Source organism: Stygiolobus azoricus (assembly GCF_009729035.1).
GTDB classification, from domain to species: domain Archaea; phylum Thermoproteota; class Thermoprotei_A; order Sulfolobales; family Sulfolobaceae; genus Stygiolobus; species Stygiolobus azoricus.
In genome coordinates, this window is record NZ_CP045483.1 from 1,717,217 (window position 1) to 1,732,849 (window position 15,633).

General features: G+C 38.3%; 16 protein-coding genes and 1 tRNA gene. 8 read left to right on the forward strand and 9 right to left on the reverse strand.

Translation table 11 applies throughout. The annotated features are described in order from the left end of the window. Position 1: 1 nt before the first annotated feature. The 3 genes from herA to D1868_RS09400 all read right to left on the reverse strand — a co-directional run bounded on the left by herA (position 2) and on the right by D1868_RS09400 (position 2,499). Positions 2 to 1,486 carry a DNA double-strand break repair helicase HerA gene (herA, locus tag D1868_RS09390; RefSeq protein ID WP_156007633.1) on the reverse strand — a complete coding sequence of 495 codons (1,485 nt, stop codon included), beginning with the start codon at positions 1,484 to 1,486 and terminating at the stop codon, positions 2 to 4. 124 nt (positions 1,487 to 1,610) lie between these two features. Continuing rightward, positions 1,611 to 1,985, reverse strand: a complete 375-nt coding sequence (locus D1868_RS09395) for a hypothetical protein (RefSeq protein ID WP_156007634.1) — start codon at positions 1,983 to 1,985, stop codon at positions 1,611 to 1,613. A gap of 88 nt (positions 1,986 to 2,073) precedes the next feature. Further along, positions 2,074 to 2,499: a hypothetical protein gene (locus D1868_RS09400; protein WP_156007635.1), complete on the reverse strand. Its 426-nt coding sequence runs from the start codon at positions 2,497 to 2,499 to the stop codon at positions 2,074 to 2,076. A gap of 141 nt (positions 2,500 to 2,640) precedes the next feature. Here D1868_RS09400 and D1868_RS09405 point away from each other — a divergent pair, with 141 nt between their 5' ends. Further along, positions 2,641 to 4,146 (forward strand): NAD(P)H-hydrate dehydratase, encoded by a 1,506-nt coding sequence (locus D1868_RS09405; RefSeq protein WP_156007636.1) that lies wholly within the window; start codon positions 2,641 to 2,643, stop codon positions 4,144 to 4,146. Between the two features lie 15 nt (positions 4,147 to 4,161). On the opposite strand, the gene D1868_RS09410 is transcribed toward D1868_RS09405, so the two are convergent. After that, positions 4,162 to 4,620 carry a peroxiredoxin gene (locus D1868_RS09410; protein WP_156007637.1) on the reverse strand — a complete coding sequence of 153 codons (459 nt, stop codon included), beginning with the start codon at positions 4,618 to 4,620 and terminating at the stop codon, positions 4,162 to 4,164. 70 nt (positions 4,621 to 4,690) lie between these two features. On the opposite strand from D1868_RS09410, the gene ppcA reads away from it, so the two are divergent. The 4 genes from ppcA (at position 4,691) to D1868_RS09430 (ending at position 8,355) form a co-directional block, all read left to right on the forward strand. Further along, the gene (gene ppcA / locus D1868_RS09415; protein WP_156007638.1) at positions 4,691 to 6,226 is read left to right on the forward strand and encodes a phosphoenolpyruvate carboxylase; all 1,536 of its coding nucleotides are present in this window, start codon (positions 4,691 to 4,693) and stop codon (positions 6,224 to 6,226) included. Next, positions 6,223 to 7,071 (forward strand): hypothetical protein, encoded by an 849-nt coding sequence (locus D1868_RS09420; protein WP_156007639.1) that lies wholly within the window; start codon positions 6,223 to 6,225, stop codon positions 7,069 to 7,071. Before ppcA ends, D1868_RS09420 begins: the two co-directional genes overlap by 4 nt. Positions 7,072 to 7,134: 63 nt before the next feature. Beyond that, positions 7,135 to 7,716, forward strand: coding sequence for an alpha/beta fold hydrolase (locus tag D1868_RS09425; RefSeq protein ID WP_156007640.1), 582 nt, complete (start codon positions 7,135 to 7,137; stop codon positions 7,714 to 7,716). A gap of 3 nt (positions 7,717 to 7,719) precedes the next feature. Beyond that, positions 7,720 to 8,355, forward strand: a complete 636-nt coding sequence (locus D1868_RS09430; RefSeq protein ID WP_420824472.1) for a DUF2250 domain-containing protein — start codon at positions 7,720 to 7,722, stop codon at positions 8,353 to 8,355. A gap of 5 nt (positions 8,356 to 8,360) precedes the next feature. On the opposite strand, the gene meaB is transcribed toward D1868_RS09430, so the two are convergent. The 5 genes from meaB to D1868_RS09455 form a co-directional block, all read right to left on the reverse strand. After that, positions 8,361 to 9,296, reverse strand: coding sequence for a methylmalonyl Co-A mutase-associated GTPase MeaB (gene meaB / locus D1868_RS09435; protein WP_231112370.1), 936 nt, complete (start codon positions 9,294 to 9,296; stop codon positions 8,361 to 8,363). Next, positions 9,286 to 9,714: a cobalamin B12-binding domain-containing protein gene (locus D1868_RS09440; protein WP_156007642.1), complete on the reverse strand. Its 429-nt coding sequence runs from the start codon at positions 9,712 to 9,714 to the stop codon at positions 9,286 to 9,288. Before D1868_RS09440 ends, meaB begins: the two co-directional genes overlap by 11 nt. A gap of 71 nt (positions 9,715 to 9,785) precedes the next feature. Next, positions 9,786 to 9,922: transfer RNA gene (locus D1868_RS09445), tRNA-Trp, on the reverse strand. A gap of 152 nt (positions 9,923 to 10,074) precedes the next feature. After that, positions 10,075 to 10,386, reverse strand: a complete 312-nt coding sequence (locus D1868_RS09450; protein WP_231112371.1) for a transcriptional regulator — start codon at positions 10,384 to 10,386, stop codon at positions 10,075 to 10,077. 154 nt (positions 10,387 to 10,540) lie between these two features. Beyond that, positions 10,541 to 10,993, reverse strand: a complete 453-nt coding sequence (locus tag D1868_RS09455) for a GNAT family N-acetyltransferase (RefSeq protein WP_420824473.1) — start codon at positions 10,991 to 10,993, stop codon at positions 10,541 to 10,543. Between the two features lie 93 nt (positions 10,994 to 11,086). Between D1868_RS09455 and D1868_RS09460 the strand changes: the two genes are divergently transcribed. The 3 genes from D1868_RS09460 to D1868_RS09470 all read left to right on the forward strand — a co-directional run bounded on the left by D1868_RS09460 (position 11,087) and on the right by D1868_RS09470 (position 15,394). After that, positions 11,087 to 12,259, forward strand: a complete 1,173-nt coding sequence (locus D1868_RS09460; protein ID WP_156007643.1) for a 3-hydroxyacyl-CoA dehydrogenase — start codon at positions 11,087 to 11,089, stop codon at positions 12,257 to 12,259. Between the two features lie 32 nt (positions 12,260 to 12,291). Then, entirely contained in the window at positions 12,292 to 13,716 is a 1,425-nt protein-coding gene (locus tag D1868_RS09465) for an acyl-CoA synthetase family protein (protein WP_156007644.1), read from the forward strand. Between the two features lie 142 nt (positions 13,717 to 13,858). Continuing rightward, on the forward strand, positions 13,859 to 15,394 hold the full coding sequence (locus tag D1868_RS09470) for a 4-hydroxyphenylacetate 3-hydroxylase family protein (RefSeq protein WP_156007645.1): 1,536 nt from the start codon (positions 13,859 to 13,861) through the stop codon (positions 15,392 to 15,394). Positions 15,395 to 15,633: the final 239 nt, after the last annotated feature.

A 15,633-nucleotide genomic window follows, 5' to 3' on the forward strand; every position in this document is an offset into this window, starting at 1 on the left:
GTTATCCCCAGAAGGCTGTATCTATGTGCTTATTTTCATCCTCTTTAACACTCTTCCATTCTGAGATTAGATCGGGGTCATTTCCAGCTAATTTTCCTTCGAACTTATCTATTTTAACTAAAGCAGGTAACTTAACGATATTACCTACTATTATAGCCTCCCCTGTATCCAAGGACGATAACTCTTCTACCAGATCTTCACTTAGATTATCACTTGTTTCCAGAACGTATTTTTTGTCTGTAGGTTCTACTATCTTAAGAATTATTTTATTTGTCATCTGGCTCAGTATATTTTCGTCAAGACCTTTAGGTCTCTGACTGACTATTATCAAGCCTACACCGAATTTCCTGCCTTCTCTGGCTATTCTACCCGCCCAATGTTTAGTTAACGTGTTTTCATCTTTCGATAATAGAACATGAGCCTCTTCTATTACAGATATGATAGGGAACTTGAGACCGCCGGTTCTCTTAATCTTATTCTCCTTTCTGGCATGTAAAATTCTTCTTAAGTAATGGGCGACTACAGCGTCTATACCATCCTCGTCTAGAGAGCTTAGGTTAACTACATTTACTCTACCCACTTTTAGTCTATTTATTACGTCTCCGAAAGTGAAGTCTATTACCTCGCTGTACCTATCCGCAAAGTCCTCTATTTTATTCAGTACTTCATCTCTACTATCTTTTCTTTTTTCATCCTTAGATACTTCATTAACTTTCTCTGTCAACAGCTGAACGAAATTTGTGTTTAGTTCAGCGAAACTAATGGTATTCTCGGTTATGCCATTTTTGACTTCCTCAACAAACTGCTTGAATGCCCTCCTTAAAATTCTATATTGAATTATAGCGTTCTCTCTCAGTTCTAGCAAGGTTGCAAACTCACTAACTGTTAGAGACAATGGATTAATCTTCGGTTCTATTTGGTTTAATCTAGGAATCTCACTATCGTAATATTCTCCGTGATAATCGAAAATCAGAACTGAGCCGCCGTTCTCGGCTATCCGGGATGAAAGCACGGCTACGGTATTGGACTTTCCAGATCCTGTTGCAGCTAAAATTGCTAAGTGTCTAGCCAGAGAGTTAAGTTTGATTTTAACTTCTACGTTAGTTCCTATCACTCTACCCAACCTTATTTCACCATTAGAAAACACACTTCTTAGCTCTTCATCTGTTGCAAGCCTTATAGGTGACCCAGCTACTGGAGGTATATCAGGTCTTGATAACGTACTGTTTAACTTGCAAAGTAATTTAATCTTGGCCTTTACAAAGTAGGGGATCGAGTTATTAAATTTCTTAATTTTTTGTATGAATTCTATATCGCTTAAATTATTATCAAGGAGTGGGCTGCCGGTAAAAGTCTGGGTGACTAAACCTAAAACTTTTTCGTCATCGTATTCTATTACAACGTAATACCCGTTTCTTATCTTCTTTTCAAGAAGGGCTGTTGCTTGTTCGGTAGTTGCTGAACCTACTATATATCCTATCGTCATATCAGAATAATAGGCTCGATAAACATTTAATAATTTTGCGAAAGTATATAGTATTACCAGATCTCAACTGATCTAGAACAAATAAAACTTATCCAAAAGAAAAATAAGAATAAAAATCAATCGTTTATGCAGCTACGTTCTTTGCTGTTTGGGCTATTTTTGCTTCTTCCTCGGCGTATGCGCAGAGCATTGCTTCTACGTCTGCGTAGCCTTCAGCTTTTGCTGTTAGGGCTACTTTGTTGTAAGTATCTACGTGTTCTTTTCCTTCTTTCTCAGCAAACTCGCTGAGTAGTGCTTTGACCTTTAAGAGCTCGCTTACGTTCTTTGCTGTTTTGGCTATTTTTGCTTCTTCCTCGGCGTATGCGCAGAGCATTGCTTCTACGTCTGCGTAGCCTTCAGCTTTTGCTGTTAGGGCTACTTTGTTGTAAGTATCTACGTGTTCTTTTCCTTCTTTCTCAGCAAACTCGTTTAATATTTTTTCGAGGGCGAGATAGACCATTTAGGTACCCGACTTATCTTTATCTTAATCGGATATATAAAGATTTGTTAAGCATTTTTCGTATATATCTAAAAAAATTTAGTGAAGTTTAGGCTATATTTACGTTAGATTCAAGAAGTTTATCGTAAATTTCCTTAGCTTTTTGATAGTAAATCTCCGCTTGTTTCGTAAGCTCTTCTTTCTCTTTTATATCACTGACTTTTTCTGACAAGAGCTTGCTTAAGAGGTATACAGTAGACGTAAGCATAAATTCCTCTTTAACATCTTCACCTTTCTTATTCTTGATTTCATTTAACCACTCTCTCATACTGTCAACTCCCATATATTTTATGAGTTTTTCAAGTATTCCCCTCGCGTGACCTAGCTCTACGAGGGACTTCTCTTTTACCATTTGAGACTCTTCCTTTTTGTTAAGTTGGTACAATTTTTCTGACGTGAATGAGAGAAGTAGGTGGTCTTCAGAATTAGCCATAAACAGCCCTTTTAGTCCCATTTGTGTTTGTGTTCCTTTCATTTAACCCTCAATAATTAAAAAGCTCTCGTGTTATAAAAATATTTGAAAAAAGGTGATGAATAACTCCAATGCTGAAGAGTGACGAGGTAACCCGAGTCTGAGAAAGAATTTTCATATATTGACGGATAATATTAATTTGCTATGATCTCCTCAAAGAAGATGAGGGCTCTGGAAATAAACAGCGAAGCCTTAGGAGTACCTACATTATTACTCATGGAGAACGCCGGCAGGAACATTAGAGATGAAATAATAAAGAGGTTTAATCCTGAAGGCCTTAAGGTCAAGGTATTTGTGGGACATGGTGGAAAAGGTGGAGATGGATTAGTAGCGGCTAGACATCTTGCAGGAGATGGGGCAGAGGTAGAGGTTTTCTTATTTGGGGAAAATAAACACAAGGATGCTGCCTTAAACCTTAATGCAATAGAAGAGATGGACTATTCCGTAAAAATAACAGAGGTAAAAGATATATCCCAACTTTCTCCAGTCCAGACTGACGTATTAATAGACGCAATGCTCGGTACTGGATTCTCTGGTAAACCCAGAGAGCCTTTTGCGACAGCAATAAAAGTTTTCAATGAAAGCAAAGGGTTCAAGGTTTCCATAGATGTACCATCTGGAGTAGATCCTGATACTGGTGGCGCACCAGGAGAATATGTAAACCCCGACTTGATAGTGACATTCCATGATCTAAAGCCCGGTCTTCAACGTTTTTCGGAGAAAACGGTCGTAAAGAAAATTGGAATTCCGAAGGAAGCAGAGATCTATGTGGGACCTGGAGACGTTGTCATAAACATAAGGAAGAGGGATTACAGAGCCAAAAAAGGCGATAACGGGAGGATTCTAATTATAGGTGGAAGTCATACTTTCAGTGGTGCTCCTACGCTATCAGCACTAGCTGCTCTGAGAACCGGAGCCGATTTGGTTTATGTCGCCTCTCCCGAAGAAACAGCAAGGATAATAGCTGGCTTCTCACCTGATTTAATATCTATAAAACTTAAGGGTAGAAACATATCAAAGGAGAATTTAGAGGAGCTTAGACCGTGGGTAGATAGAGCGGATGTTGTGGTTATAGGCCCCGGTATGGGTATGGAGCCTGAAACAGTTGAAGCCTCTAGAGTCATCGTAGACTACCTTAAGTCATTAAATAAACCAGCTGTAATTGACGCCGATGCTCTCAAAGCCAATGCTGGGAGGGAACTTTACCCAAACGTTGTAATAACTCCTCATGCTGGTGAATTCAAGATTTTCTTCGGAGAGACTGTAAAGGAATCTATAAGGGAGAGGGTTAAACAAGTTATTGACGCTGCTAAAAGGTGTAAATGCACAGTATTACTGAAAGGTTATGTGGATGTAGTAAGTAATGGTTCGGAGTTTAGGTTGAATAAAACTGGTAACCCTGCTTTGGCGATAGGAGGTACAGGTGATACACTTACGGGAATCGTGGCTACGTTTATGGCTCAAAGGATTGATCCATATACTTCAGCATATATGGGGGTCTTTGTGAACAGCTTAGCAGGTTCTATAGCATATCAAAAACTCGGTGAACACTTAGTAGCTACAGATATAGTAGATCACATACCTGAGGTGCTGAATAATCCGGTAGAGGCGTTCAAAAACAAAGTATATAAAAGGATAATCAAAGACTAGGATTTAAACGCTTTTTTATTTCCCTCTCATTTTCTTTACTATTTCTAAGGCCTTATCTGCGTGTTCTTCTGCTTTCTTTAACTTCTCAAGAACCTCTACGATTTTCCCATTTTCATCTATTATAAAAGTGACTCTTTGTGCACTTGTTCCCTTTTCATTTAATACTTGATAAGCCTCGCTTATCTTTTTCTCTTTATCTGAAACAACTGGGAATTTTGCGTTGTATTTCTCAGCGAACCTCTTTTGAGTGCTTAAAGAATCTACGCTTACTCCTATGACTTCAGCGGATAGTTCCTTGAACTGATCATACAGTTCAACAAACCTCTGTATTTCCCTAGTACAGCCTGGTGTGAATGACTTAGGGTAGAAGTAAAGAACTACTATTGATTTGCCTTTATAATCGGATAGTTTAACTTTACCAGTGGTTGCTTCAGCTTCAAAATCAGGGGCATCTATACCTTTACTTAACGGCATAAGTAATCATCTAACCCACAAGTTTTAATAATTTAAGCTTTTATATCATATTTTCACACGCGTTACTAATATGAGGAAAATACCTAAGACTATGTCAACTCAACACCCTGACAATGCCAGAGTGCCTGAGTGGAATAAGGGCGAAGTAATAAGCGGTGAAGGCGAAGTAATTGAGGCTTTTTTAGCGTATTCCCATTATGGCGTGGATGAGGTCATGTGGGACGCAGAGGGAAAAGACGTAGATACTCACGTAGTTAGAAAACTACTTTCCCAATACCCTGAGTTTTTCAAGGAAAAAGTATTAGGTAGGGACATATTCCTAACATACAGAATTCCGAACCCGAAGATTGAGGGAGCAGAAAAGAAGGTATTCGCGGAAACTCTTCAAAGTATTCCGATCACCTATGACTTGGCAGAGAAATTCTATGATACAAAACCTACCCCTCCGGTATTCGAGGTGATTCTTCCTTTCACTACTGATTACAAAGAGTTGATCTCTATCGTAAAATACTATGAGAACGTGATAGTCAATACAGAGGACGTAAAACTCGTCGATGATATTTACGTGAAAGACCTTATAGGTGAGATAAACCCTAAAAAAATCGAAATAATACCGCTCATCGAAGACAGAGATTCTATGCTGAGAATAGATGAGATACTAGGCGGTTATGTTAAAGCGCTTAGACCTCCTTATATGAGGGTGTTTCTGGCGAGGTCGGACCCTGCAATGAACTACGGGATGATATCCGCTATACTTTCGGTGAAATACGCACTTAGTAGGCTAGGGAAGATAGAGAAACAACTTAACATATCTTTCTTCCCTATGTTAGGGGTAGGAGCATTACCGTTTAGAGGTCATTTTAGTCCTGAGAATGTAGATAGGACAATGGACGAATATAGAGGTGTTTATACTTATACAGTTCAGTCGGCTTTCAAATATGATTATGAAGACGATCAAGTAGTGAGTGCCATAAGGAAAGTTAACGAGAGGGAAGTTCAGGAGAAACCTATACTGAGTGATGATGAGGAAGAGATTCTTAAAAAGATAGCTAGATTGTATACTGAGAGTTATCAACCTATAATAGAGAACTTGGCAGATGTTATAAATAAAATAGCTCTTTTACTACCAAGAAGAAGAGCCAGAAAGTTACATATAGGATTGTTTGGATATTCGAGAAGTACAGGTAAGGTAACGTTACCCAGAGCGATATCGTTTACTGGTGCGCTTTATAGCCTAGGTATACCTCCTGAAATAATTGGAATTTCCTCTTTAGGCAAACTTAACGAGAAGGAATTCGAGGTATTTTCACAGAACTACAAATACTTTAAGTATGACATTCAATGCGCTGCCAGATTCATCAGCTTAGAGTCCCTTGAACTAATCAAACAAATTTGGAACGTGGATAAGGATACACTGGATAAGATAAAAGGAGATATCGACTTCGTAGAACACCAGTTAGGGATACACATTGGGGGAAATGACTACGTAAGTAGAAAGCATAACTTAATGACAAGTCTGGCGTTATTGGCGTTGAAAGAAGGACACGTAGATGAAGCTAAGAATTACCTTTTAGAAATGGCTAAAATAAGAAGATCATTGGGATGAGAGTATTAGTAAATGGATTATTACAGTTTGACTCGGGTAAAACTACTTTTTCCTTATCTTTATTATCAACCTTAATGCAAAATGGAATAGAAATTTTTCCTCACAAACCAGTGGCTGGTCATAACGCTTGGTACAGCTTTTCGACACTCTTGAGAAGTGAGGAGTTAAACGCTCTAGTTGGGAATGATGCGCTAAAATATTATGACGAAATAATGCGATATAAAAGTGAAAAGAGCGGAATAACAAACATAATAAACGAGATTAACCCATTTGCAGTATTACTAGCACCTCCAGATTTACAAAAGATAAACTTTGATGTAAGGCTTTACAAGGAACTGATAAATGAAGGAGTTATTGTAATGTTACGTGTCTTCGACTGTGAATCGGTATTTCATTTCTCACTACAAGATTTCGAAAAGGTTATCCCAGAATCATTAACGGCAAAAATTTTACACTTACAGAAGATTTTTAAGGCTACCGAAGTTTCTAAGGAAAAACTTCGAGAGCTTGTTGATTCTTCGCCTATGATAACCGAGAAGTGTACACGGAGAGTCTTTCAGAATTACAAGAACGTATTAATCGAGTCATATAACGATGCACTTTCCCCTAACTACGCATCTTTAGATGTAGATTTAATGTTTGTAGTTACACCGGGTAAAGTATTCTTAATTGAGGAATTTAAAAAAGTTATAGGTCTCTTTACTTATCCTCCATGGATAGTTCCCGTTTCATCATTTATGAAATATGTTAGGGTGGTGAGGTCATGGAATATCGAAGTAGGTAGGTATCAATTAAATGATAACCTCTTGGATTTCGTTCTCAAATTTATTGATAAAAATGAGTAAATAAGAAAACAAAGTATAAAATTAAGGAAATAAGTTTTTAGATGATGTCAAATATTTTAAATTATGCAAGACAAATATGTCGATGTAAAAGGTGCTAAAATACACTTTATTGAAGAAGGAAGTGGAAAACCTTTTCTCCTATTTCACGGTGCGAGATTTAACGCTCATACATGGGTCGAAACTAAGACAGTAGAAAGTATATCCAATGCGGAATATAGAGCAATCTCGGTAGATTTTCCAGGCTTTGGTAAGTCTACTAATGGAGACTTTGAATCACTTTCATCTTTTATAAAGGACTTTATGGACACCTTAGGGATAAGCAAAGCATACTTATTAGGTGCTTCCATGGGTGGAGAAGCAGTATTAGGATTCGCTGTAGATAACCCGGACATGGTAGATGGATTGGTATTAGTCGGAGCTGTAGGTGTTCCCGCTTATAAGAACAAGTTGAAGAACTTAGTAGGCAAGAGAATTCTTCTGATTTGGGGTGAGAAAGATTCAGTATCTCCTAGAAGTAATGCTGAGCTTATAATGAAGACCTTAAACACGGCGAAGCTTGTGATAGTAGGCAAGCAACACGCATGTTATCTAGATGATAATGTAAGGTTTAACAACGCTATAGTCAACTTCCTGAAGGGAGAGTGAATTATGGATGAGGAGTTGAGAAAAAAACTAATGGAAGTTCTTAAGGATAAGAGACTTCTGGAGGTAATGAAACATTTAAGGAAGGCTAATGTTGACTATGGAAAGTCAATAATGTTGAATACAAAAATTCCCATTCAAGAAGTAGTCGAATTACTAGACCGGCTAGAAAGGTTGGGATTAATTGAAAGAGTTCATGGTGCTACGCTGAAAAATACAGAAGCAAAGTTTAAGCTCAGTAAAGAAGTTCATAAACACCATACTTACTACACTTTGACCAGAGAAGGAGACCACTTATTAAGACAGTTAGATGAGAAGGAATTGATAAAGGCATATATTGATTTAGTTAAAAACGACCAGTTCGCCTTGGATATTCTTAAGATAGCTGATGAGGTAAATGCAGATCACGCTCTAACTTATTCAAAGCTTTTGCATAAGCCGTTAGAAGAGATAACACATAAGTTAGAGGAATTGGAGAGAATGGGTCTACTAGAAGAGGCTCAAGCTAAAATAATAAAATTTAGGGAGAGAAGGTCTAAGCCAAAAAAGGAGACTAGAACACATCATAAGTACTACGGTCTTTCAAGGATAGGAGAGTTAGTAGTCAGGGAGCTAAAAAGGCAAGGCGTAATACCAAAGTAGAAGACTCACATAGTTTCCTTAACTAGTTTATACATTTTATTTAGAATACCTATTATATCGCGTTCCTCATTAAGCTTCTTCGATATTATCTCGTCGTTTTCCCTAATGATTTTTGTTATAACGTCGTTTACTTTCTTCCTCAATAATAACTCCATCATCTTAATTCTTCTTTCTCTTATTCTCTTATCGAAGATACCTTTTTGCTTCAAATATTCCAGATGTTCCTCAAAAATATCTACAGTTTCTTTAATCCCTACTCCTTTAGTAGCTATCGTCTTTACAAGCTTAGGCTTCCATCCGTCTCTATAATCAACTTCTGCTGTGTCGATAGCAAAGCGTAAGACGTTAAACAGCATTTCTGCTTCTACTTTATCAGCTTTATTTACTACGTATACATCCCCTATTTCCATAATTCCTGCTTTCAAAGCTTGTATTTCATCCCCAGTCCCCGGAACGTTTACTACAGCGATCGTGTGAACTCCGTTTACTACGTCTGTATCTGTCTGTCCAGCTCCTACAGTTTCAACTATAATTCTGTCGAAGCCAAGACCGTCTAATGCTTCAATAAGCATCAGTGCCTCAGAAGATATACCTCCTAGATGGCCCCTCGAGGCAATACTCCTAACGAATACATTCTTTTCCTCAACACTTGTCAATCTTATCCTATTGCCCATGAAAGATCCCATGCTAAACGGACTTGAAGGATCTATCAGTATTACACCTACTCTATGACCTCTACTTACATATTCTTTGATTAACTCTCCGATTAAGGTGCTCTTACCACTTCCGGGAGAACCTGTTATTCCCACTACATGAGCTTTTCCTGATCTCTTCATTAATTCTTGTAAACTCTCTAACCCTTCACTGGACATATATTCAATCTTTGTTAAAAGACGTGAGATTGATAGCTCGTCTCCCTCAAGCGCTCTTTCAAGAAGCAATCTTTAAGCCCCTCTTAGTAGCTACCGCTTTGGTTATTTTCTCGGTAATCTCCTTCAAACTTGATCCGGGTAAAAATACTTCGTCAACTCCAATCTCTTTCAACTTAGGTATGTCTTGTGGGGGAATAACTCCTCCTACTACCAGCACTACGTCGTTTAATCCTTTTTCTTTCATTTGTTGAACTACCAAAGGAACCAGTTCTAAGTGTGCCCCGCTTAGTATGCTAACTCCTATGACATCCACGTCTTCTTGCAAAGCTGCTTTAACTATTTGCTCAGGTGTTTGTCTTAATCCCGTGTAGACTACTTCCATACCCGCATCTTTCAAAGCCCTTGCAATTACTTTAGCCCCTCTATCATGTCCGTCTAAACCTAACTTAGCCACGAGAACCTTAATTCTTCTCTCTTGACTCATCAAATATAATACCGCTTATACTGTTTAAAATCTTTATATGCATGAACAGAAGAAAAGCCAAGTATTAAAAATAATGGGCCCGCGGGGACTTGAACCCCGGACCACCGGGTCTCTCTCTTCCAGATACCGCTCATCCCCCGTAAAGGGGTCGTTAGACCCAATGTTCTCCATATCTGGAGCCCGGCACTCTACCTTGCTGAGCTACGGGCCCATTATCGATCATGTACTAAAATCGATTTGGAGACAAAGAAAATAAACTTAACTGAAATGAAGGAAAGAAGTTTTGGGAGGATAGTAGAAAAGCAAGACTACGTAAATCAGCGCTTGCAATCTATCTTCACGGTTCCAGAGCCTGGAAGCTCATCATATATCATAAGGACAAGCCGAATCCTGTTTTAAGACTTTTCTCCTAGCGTAACTGCATAGAGGGCATAGTGAGATCACAACATCCTCGTTATCTTTCTCATTTAATAGTTTATTTACAAAGGAATTTATTAAATCGACGAAGTCTTCATCGTTTTCCAGCTCTTTCTTTATTTCTAAGTCTCCTCTCTTACCTTTAATAAGATAGTTTACCTCCGCAACAGATATACCGAGTAGTTCAGCTATATCTTTTTGAGAATAACCTCTTTTAATTAACTCCTGAGCTAAAATACTCCTAATTGCAGGTATCACGTCTTTTATAGCAGTCTCGCAAGGAGCTTGAGTCTTTTTGCTTATTAGCTTTTTTCCAGTAATGGTTGTTCACTACAATAAACATTCGTATTATAATTTAATAAAAGTTACTTTAAACTTTGTTAATTTACTCTCTCATAATTTTTAATTATTTTTAACTACAATTTAGCTTTAAATAACCAAAAACCTCATCAACATCTTCACTAATCGTAAATCCGAGCTTTTTCCCTATTCTTATCATGGGATAATTATCTGGTAGAGTGTAAAATTTCACTCCACACAATTTATCTTCTTTAGCCTTCTCTATCAATTTTCTCACAATCTCAGTTCCTATCCCTATTCTTCTATAATTTGGGTGAACGACTAGAGCGAATTCACCATCATTATATAAAGTTCCTTCTCCTATTATTTTTCCTTCAGATTCGGCTACTATAGTGTAATGATCCCCTCCGCTCACTATCTTTTTTGCTTCTTCGGGTGCAAGCCTATGATAAGAAAAGAAACGTAAATAAAGATCTTCAGGCGATAAAGAGTTATAAAGTTCTAGAACTTTTTCCCAATCTTTTTCCTCCGCTTTACGATAATTTACTTGTAGCTCCAAACTCATATTTATACTTTAGTAATCTGGTATAAAAACACTTACGATAATAAAAAAGGTGTAAAAACATGGTTATTTATAATCTACTTTTTTCTCTCTTACATGATGATTAGTAAAATAGCTGTAGTTGGAGCAGGTACAATGGGACATGGAATAGCTGAGGTAGCTGCACTTTCTGGGTTTGAAGTTGCTCTAATAGACATATCTTGGGATTTTTTAAATAAGGCTAAAGAACGCATTTCAGAGTCCCTGAACAAGCTAGCAGAAAGAAAACAGATAAGTGATGCTAAAGCTGTCTTGGATAGAATATCCTTTAACACCTCTTATGACATTGCTAAAGATGCAGATTTTGCCATTGAGGCTGTTCCTGAAAAGCTAGAGCTTAAGAGAACTGTGTTCAGGACTTTAGACACTGTTATGCCGTCACATGCAGTCTTGGCAACTAACACGTCGTCTATCCCCATTTCAGATATAGCAGAGGCGACAAATAGAAAGGAGAAAGTGATAGGGATGCACTTCTTTAATCCTCCAGTTATAATGAAACTCGTGGAAGTAATTCCAAGTAAATACACAAATCGAGAAACAATAGACTTAACAATAGACTTAGCTAAAAAAATGAATAAGATCCCCGTGAGTTTAAAATATGAAATACCAGGCTTTGTCTCTAATAGGATATTTATCAGACTACTTCAGGAAGCATGTAGGGAAGTAGAGAGCGGAGAAGCTAAAATAGAAGAAGTTGATAGTACTGCTAGGAATAAACTTAAGTTACCAATGGGCTTATTTGAACTTGCTGATTACGTAGGACTCGACGTGGTAGTAGATATTTGGAATGTACTGGTTGTCAGAGGAACTCCTGATGTAAACTGCTTAATGTTCAAAACCAAAGTAAACGAGAAAAACTTGGGGGTTAAAACAGGAAAAGGATTCTATACATACCCCGCCCCCGGTAAATACGCTAAAGTCCAACTGCCCGAATCAAGCAAGGTCGATCCTGCTAGGTTGCTCTCACTTGCCGTTAATGAAGCTAGTTGGATGATAGAAAATGGTATAGTGTCTGCTAAGGACGTAGATACGGTAATGATATATGGTTTCAACTTCCCAAAGGGGTTAATGGAGATGGCAGATGAAGTAGGTCTAGATAAGATATTGAAGAACCTCGAGGACATATATTCTAAGGGTTATCAAGCGTATAAGCCCACGGAGCTTCTTAGCAAACTTGTGTCTGAAGGTAAGATCGGGAAGAGCAAAGGAGAAGGCTTTCACAAATATTAATACTTTTTAAATAGTTTATACAATCTAAGTATATGTCAAGTGTATTAGCCGAATATGAGGCGATTCATCAAGAACTCAGGAGAGAGAATTTTATAAGAAACGTATATCCTCCAGACCCCTCTGAGAAATTGTGGAACAAAAAAGTGATGACAATGCCCAGAGAAGAGTTAGAAAAGCTGAAGACATTCAGGCTTAAGAGAATAGTCAAATGGGCTTGGGATAACATTCCGTTTTACAGAAACTATTGGAGGAGTAAAGGCTTCGAGCCAGGCATGATCAAGGGCTGGAAAGATGTTGTGAAGATACCGATTCTGAGAAAAGATGAACTGAGAAAAGATCTTCAAGCTAATCCTCCGTTCGGAACTATAATGCATCCCGAGCTTGCCAAGAGAATAAGATTTGTAGGCGCTACATCTGGTTCTACGGGTCTTCCGACCTTCCAAGGTTGGGGTGCTTTAGAACTAGACTACTTCCAAGAGGGACAAGCTAGGTACCTTTGGTCTTTTGCTGGAGTAAAACCAACAGTAGTTTATGCCAATTACCTCAACATGAGCGGCTTCTATAGTTGGGGTCCCCCAGTAGTTGAAACTGCAATGTGGAGATGTGGTGCTACAGCGATTGCTGGAGGAGGAGAGACTTTCTTCTCATGGAAAAACAGACACATGTTGATATTCAAATTGTGGAAAGTCGACGTATTCGCAACAACCCCATGGCTGCACAGACTTATTGGAGAGGAAGCTAAGCTTGAAGGATGGGAAACACCATTCAAAGTCCTACTACTCCACGGAGGGGCTGCGGCAGAAAATACAAAGAAGAAACTATTCCAAGTACACCCTAACGCTAAGTTAGCCATAAGTGTTTGGGGTACTACTGACGGCCATATGGCCATAGAGGTACCTGGTTCGGAAGGACAATTGGTAGTGTGGGAGGACATGGAGATATTCGATATAGTAGATCCTAAGACCGATGAACCAGTTTCCGAAGGGGAGAGAGGAGAGCTAATAGCAACATTGTTAAATCATTTCACCATGCCTTTGATCAGGTACAGCCTAGGTGATTATGTAAAGAACGAGTTCATAACAGATCCTGATCCAGTATATGGTATTACTCACATGAGATTCGCAGAACCTATACCTGGAAGGGTTGAATGGATGTTCAGAGTGAAAGGTAAACTATTATTCCCAATATATGTTGAAGACGCTGTAAATGAGATACCTGATACGACCGGTATGTTCAACCTTGTGATTTACGATAACGAAATGGATAAGCTGAAGATTAAGATAGAGACAAGAAAGGAATTAGTTGATCCTCAATACGACAGACAAGCTAAGGAGATTCTAGCCAGTAGATTAGGTATAAATCCTGATGACGTAGAGATAGAGTGGTTAAAACCTGGTCAGAGCGTCTGGACTGGATATAAGTTACAAGTCTTCCTTGATCAGAGAAAGAAGAAATAAACGTGTAATAGATAGAAAAAATAAAAAGATAAGGTAAAATACACTATATTCTTGCTCCTTTTTTATTTATTATATCCTATTTATAAAATTGATAATTTTGGTTATACGAAAGTTTAAAAACTTTAAACACCAATGTATACCCATGGGACTAAGAACTGGTGAGCAATATTTAGAGGCAATAAAAGTTAGGAACAAGGCTGAAATTTACGTGATGGGTAAAGAAGTAAAAGACGTAACCACTCACCCATTTCTTAAACCTTCAATAATGGCATTTAAGGCTACCTTTGATGCTCCGTGGGAAGAGGATACCAAGGAGCTTGCAAGGGCATGGAGTCCTTTCATTAACGAAGAAGTAAACAGATTTAATCATATTCACAGATCGTCAGATGACTTAGCCGCTAAGGTAAAACTCTTAAGAAAAATAAGCCATAAAACTGGAGCTTGTTTCCAGAGGTGCGTAGGTTTTGACGCACTTAACACATTGTATATCATAACGGAGTTAATGGCACAAAAGGGTAAGACTGAGCCTAAAGAAAGATTTGTTGAGTACTTGAAGACTGTTCAAAAGAAGGACTTAGCATTAGCCGGAGCGATGACAGATGCAAAAGGAGTCAGGACATTGAAGCCGAGTCAGCAAAAGAACAAAGACGCTTACGTGAGAGTTACAGAAGTAACAAAAGATGGTATATACGTTTCCGGTGCAAAAGCAAACATTACAGGTGTAGCTGCCAGCGAAGAAATAGTAGTACTCCCAACTAGGGCAATGGGTCCTGAAGATCAAGACTACGCTATAGCATTCTCTATACCTACTGACACAGAAGGGATTAAGATCATAGTTGGAAGACAATTAAACGACGCAAGGAGAATGGAAGGAGGAGACATAGATGCATTACCTTATTTCTACAATCATGAGGGGCTGGTAATATTTGACAACGTATTTGTTCCAATGGAAAGGGTGTTCTTACTAAGGGACTGGCAATACACTTCACAGCTCGTGGAAATATTCTCTGCATACCATAGGCAAGGTTACGGAGGATGTAAAGCAGGTCTGGGTGATGTAATAATCGGAGCCACATACAACTTAGCAAAGCAAGTTGGAGTTGAGAAAGCTTCTCACATTCAAGAAAAGTTAACAGAAGAGATTTTCCTCACTGAGACAATGTATGCTGCAGGAATTGCCGCAAGTCTAAATGCGGTTCAGCCTTGTCCTAACTGCTGGTGGGTAAACCCTATGCACGCAAATGTTACAAAGCACCTAGTAGCTAGGTTTCCCGCACAGATATCACAATTAGCAATAGACGTAGCAGGAGGAATTATAGGAACTGCTCCAAGCGAGTGGGATCTAAAGAACCCTAAACTAAGAGAGTATATTGCAAAATACTTACAAGGAGTAGAAGGTTATACTGCTGAAGATAGATTAAGAATGGTAAGGCTTTTAGAGAACGTGAGCATTGGTGTTGCTTTTATGATAGAGTCAGTTCATGGTGCTGGTAGTCCAGCTGCCCAGAGAATAATGTTCAGTAGGCTCTATGACTTAAACTATTCAGAAGAAGTAGCAAAGAAGTTAGCTGGAATGAAATCTAATGTGAAGTTCACTGAAAAAGCAGAACCGTGGAGAGAGAGTGAAACCGAGAAGTTAGCGAAAAGTAAGTCAATTGAAGAGAAAAAGCAACAGTAAAGTATTTTGTTTCTTTCCCTTTCTTTCTATTCAGTAGTTATTTTACTCTAACTAACAAATCAAATATGAGAAAATAATCTAAATTTTCTCTAGGGGGTTAATTTCTTTTTTACTAGTTTGAAATAAATAAGGATGTTAGACACAGTCTTCATACCCTACGAACGCGTCATAATCTATGTAAAGTAACCGACAGAGGGAAAAAGAGCATTGTTAACAAGATCAATTACATTAACCTAAAA

Excerpts from the sequence above, each read along its gene's own strand:
- herA (WP_156007633.1), bottom strand. The coding sequence starts at position 1,486 with ATGACGATAGGATATATAGTAGGTTCAGCAACTACCGAACAAGCAACA.
- D1868_RS09395 (WP_156007634.1), bottom strand. The coding sequence starts at position 1,985 with ATGGTCTATCTCGCCCTCGAAAAAATATTAAACGAGTTTGCTGAGAAA.
- D1868_RS09400 (WP_156007635.1), bottom strand. The coding sequence starts at position 2,499 with ATGAAAGGAACACAAACACAAATGGGACTAAAAGGGCTGTTTATGGCT.
- D1868_RS09405 (WP_156007636.1), top strand. The coding sequence starts at position 2,641 with ATGATCTCCTCAAAGAAGATGAGGGCTCTGGAAATAAACAGCGAAGCC.
- D1868_RS09410 (WP_156007637.1), bottom strand. The coding sequence starts at position 4,620 with ATGCCGTTAAGTAAAGGTATAGATGCCCCTGATTTTGAAGCTGAAGCA.
- ppcA (WP_156007638.1), top strand. The coding sequence starts at position 4,691 with ATGAGGAAAATACCTAAGACTATGTCAACTCAACACCCTGACAATGCC.
- D1868_RS09420 (WP_156007639.1), top strand. The coding sequence starts at position 6,223 with ATGAGAGTATTAGTAAATGGATTATTACAGTTTGACTCGGGTAAAACT.
- D1868_RS09425 (WP_156007640.1), top strand. The coding sequence starts at position 7,135 with ATGCAAGACAAATATGTCGATGTAAAAGGTGCTAAAATACACTTTATT.
- D1868_RS09430 (WP_420824472.1), top strand. The coding sequence starts at position 7,720 with ATGGATGAGGAGTTGAGAAAAAAACTAATGGAAGTTCTTAAGGATAAG.
- D1868_RS09455 (WP_420824473.1), bottom strand. The coding sequence starts at position 10,993 with ATGAGTTTGGAGCTACAAGTAAATTATCGTAAAGCGGAGGAAAAAGAT.
- D1868_RS09460 (WP_156007643.1), top strand. The coding sequence starts at position 11,087 with ATGATGATTAGTAAAATAGCTGTAGTTGGAGCAGGTACAATGGGACAT.
- D1868_RS09465 (WP_156007644.1), top strand. The coding sequence starts at position 12,292 with ATGTCAAGTGTATTAGCCGAATATGAGGCGATTCATCAAGAACTCAGG.
- D1868_RS09470 (WP_156007645.1), top strand. The coding sequence starts at position 13,859 with ATGGGACTAAGAACTGGTGAGCAATATTTAGAGGCAATAAAAGTTAGG.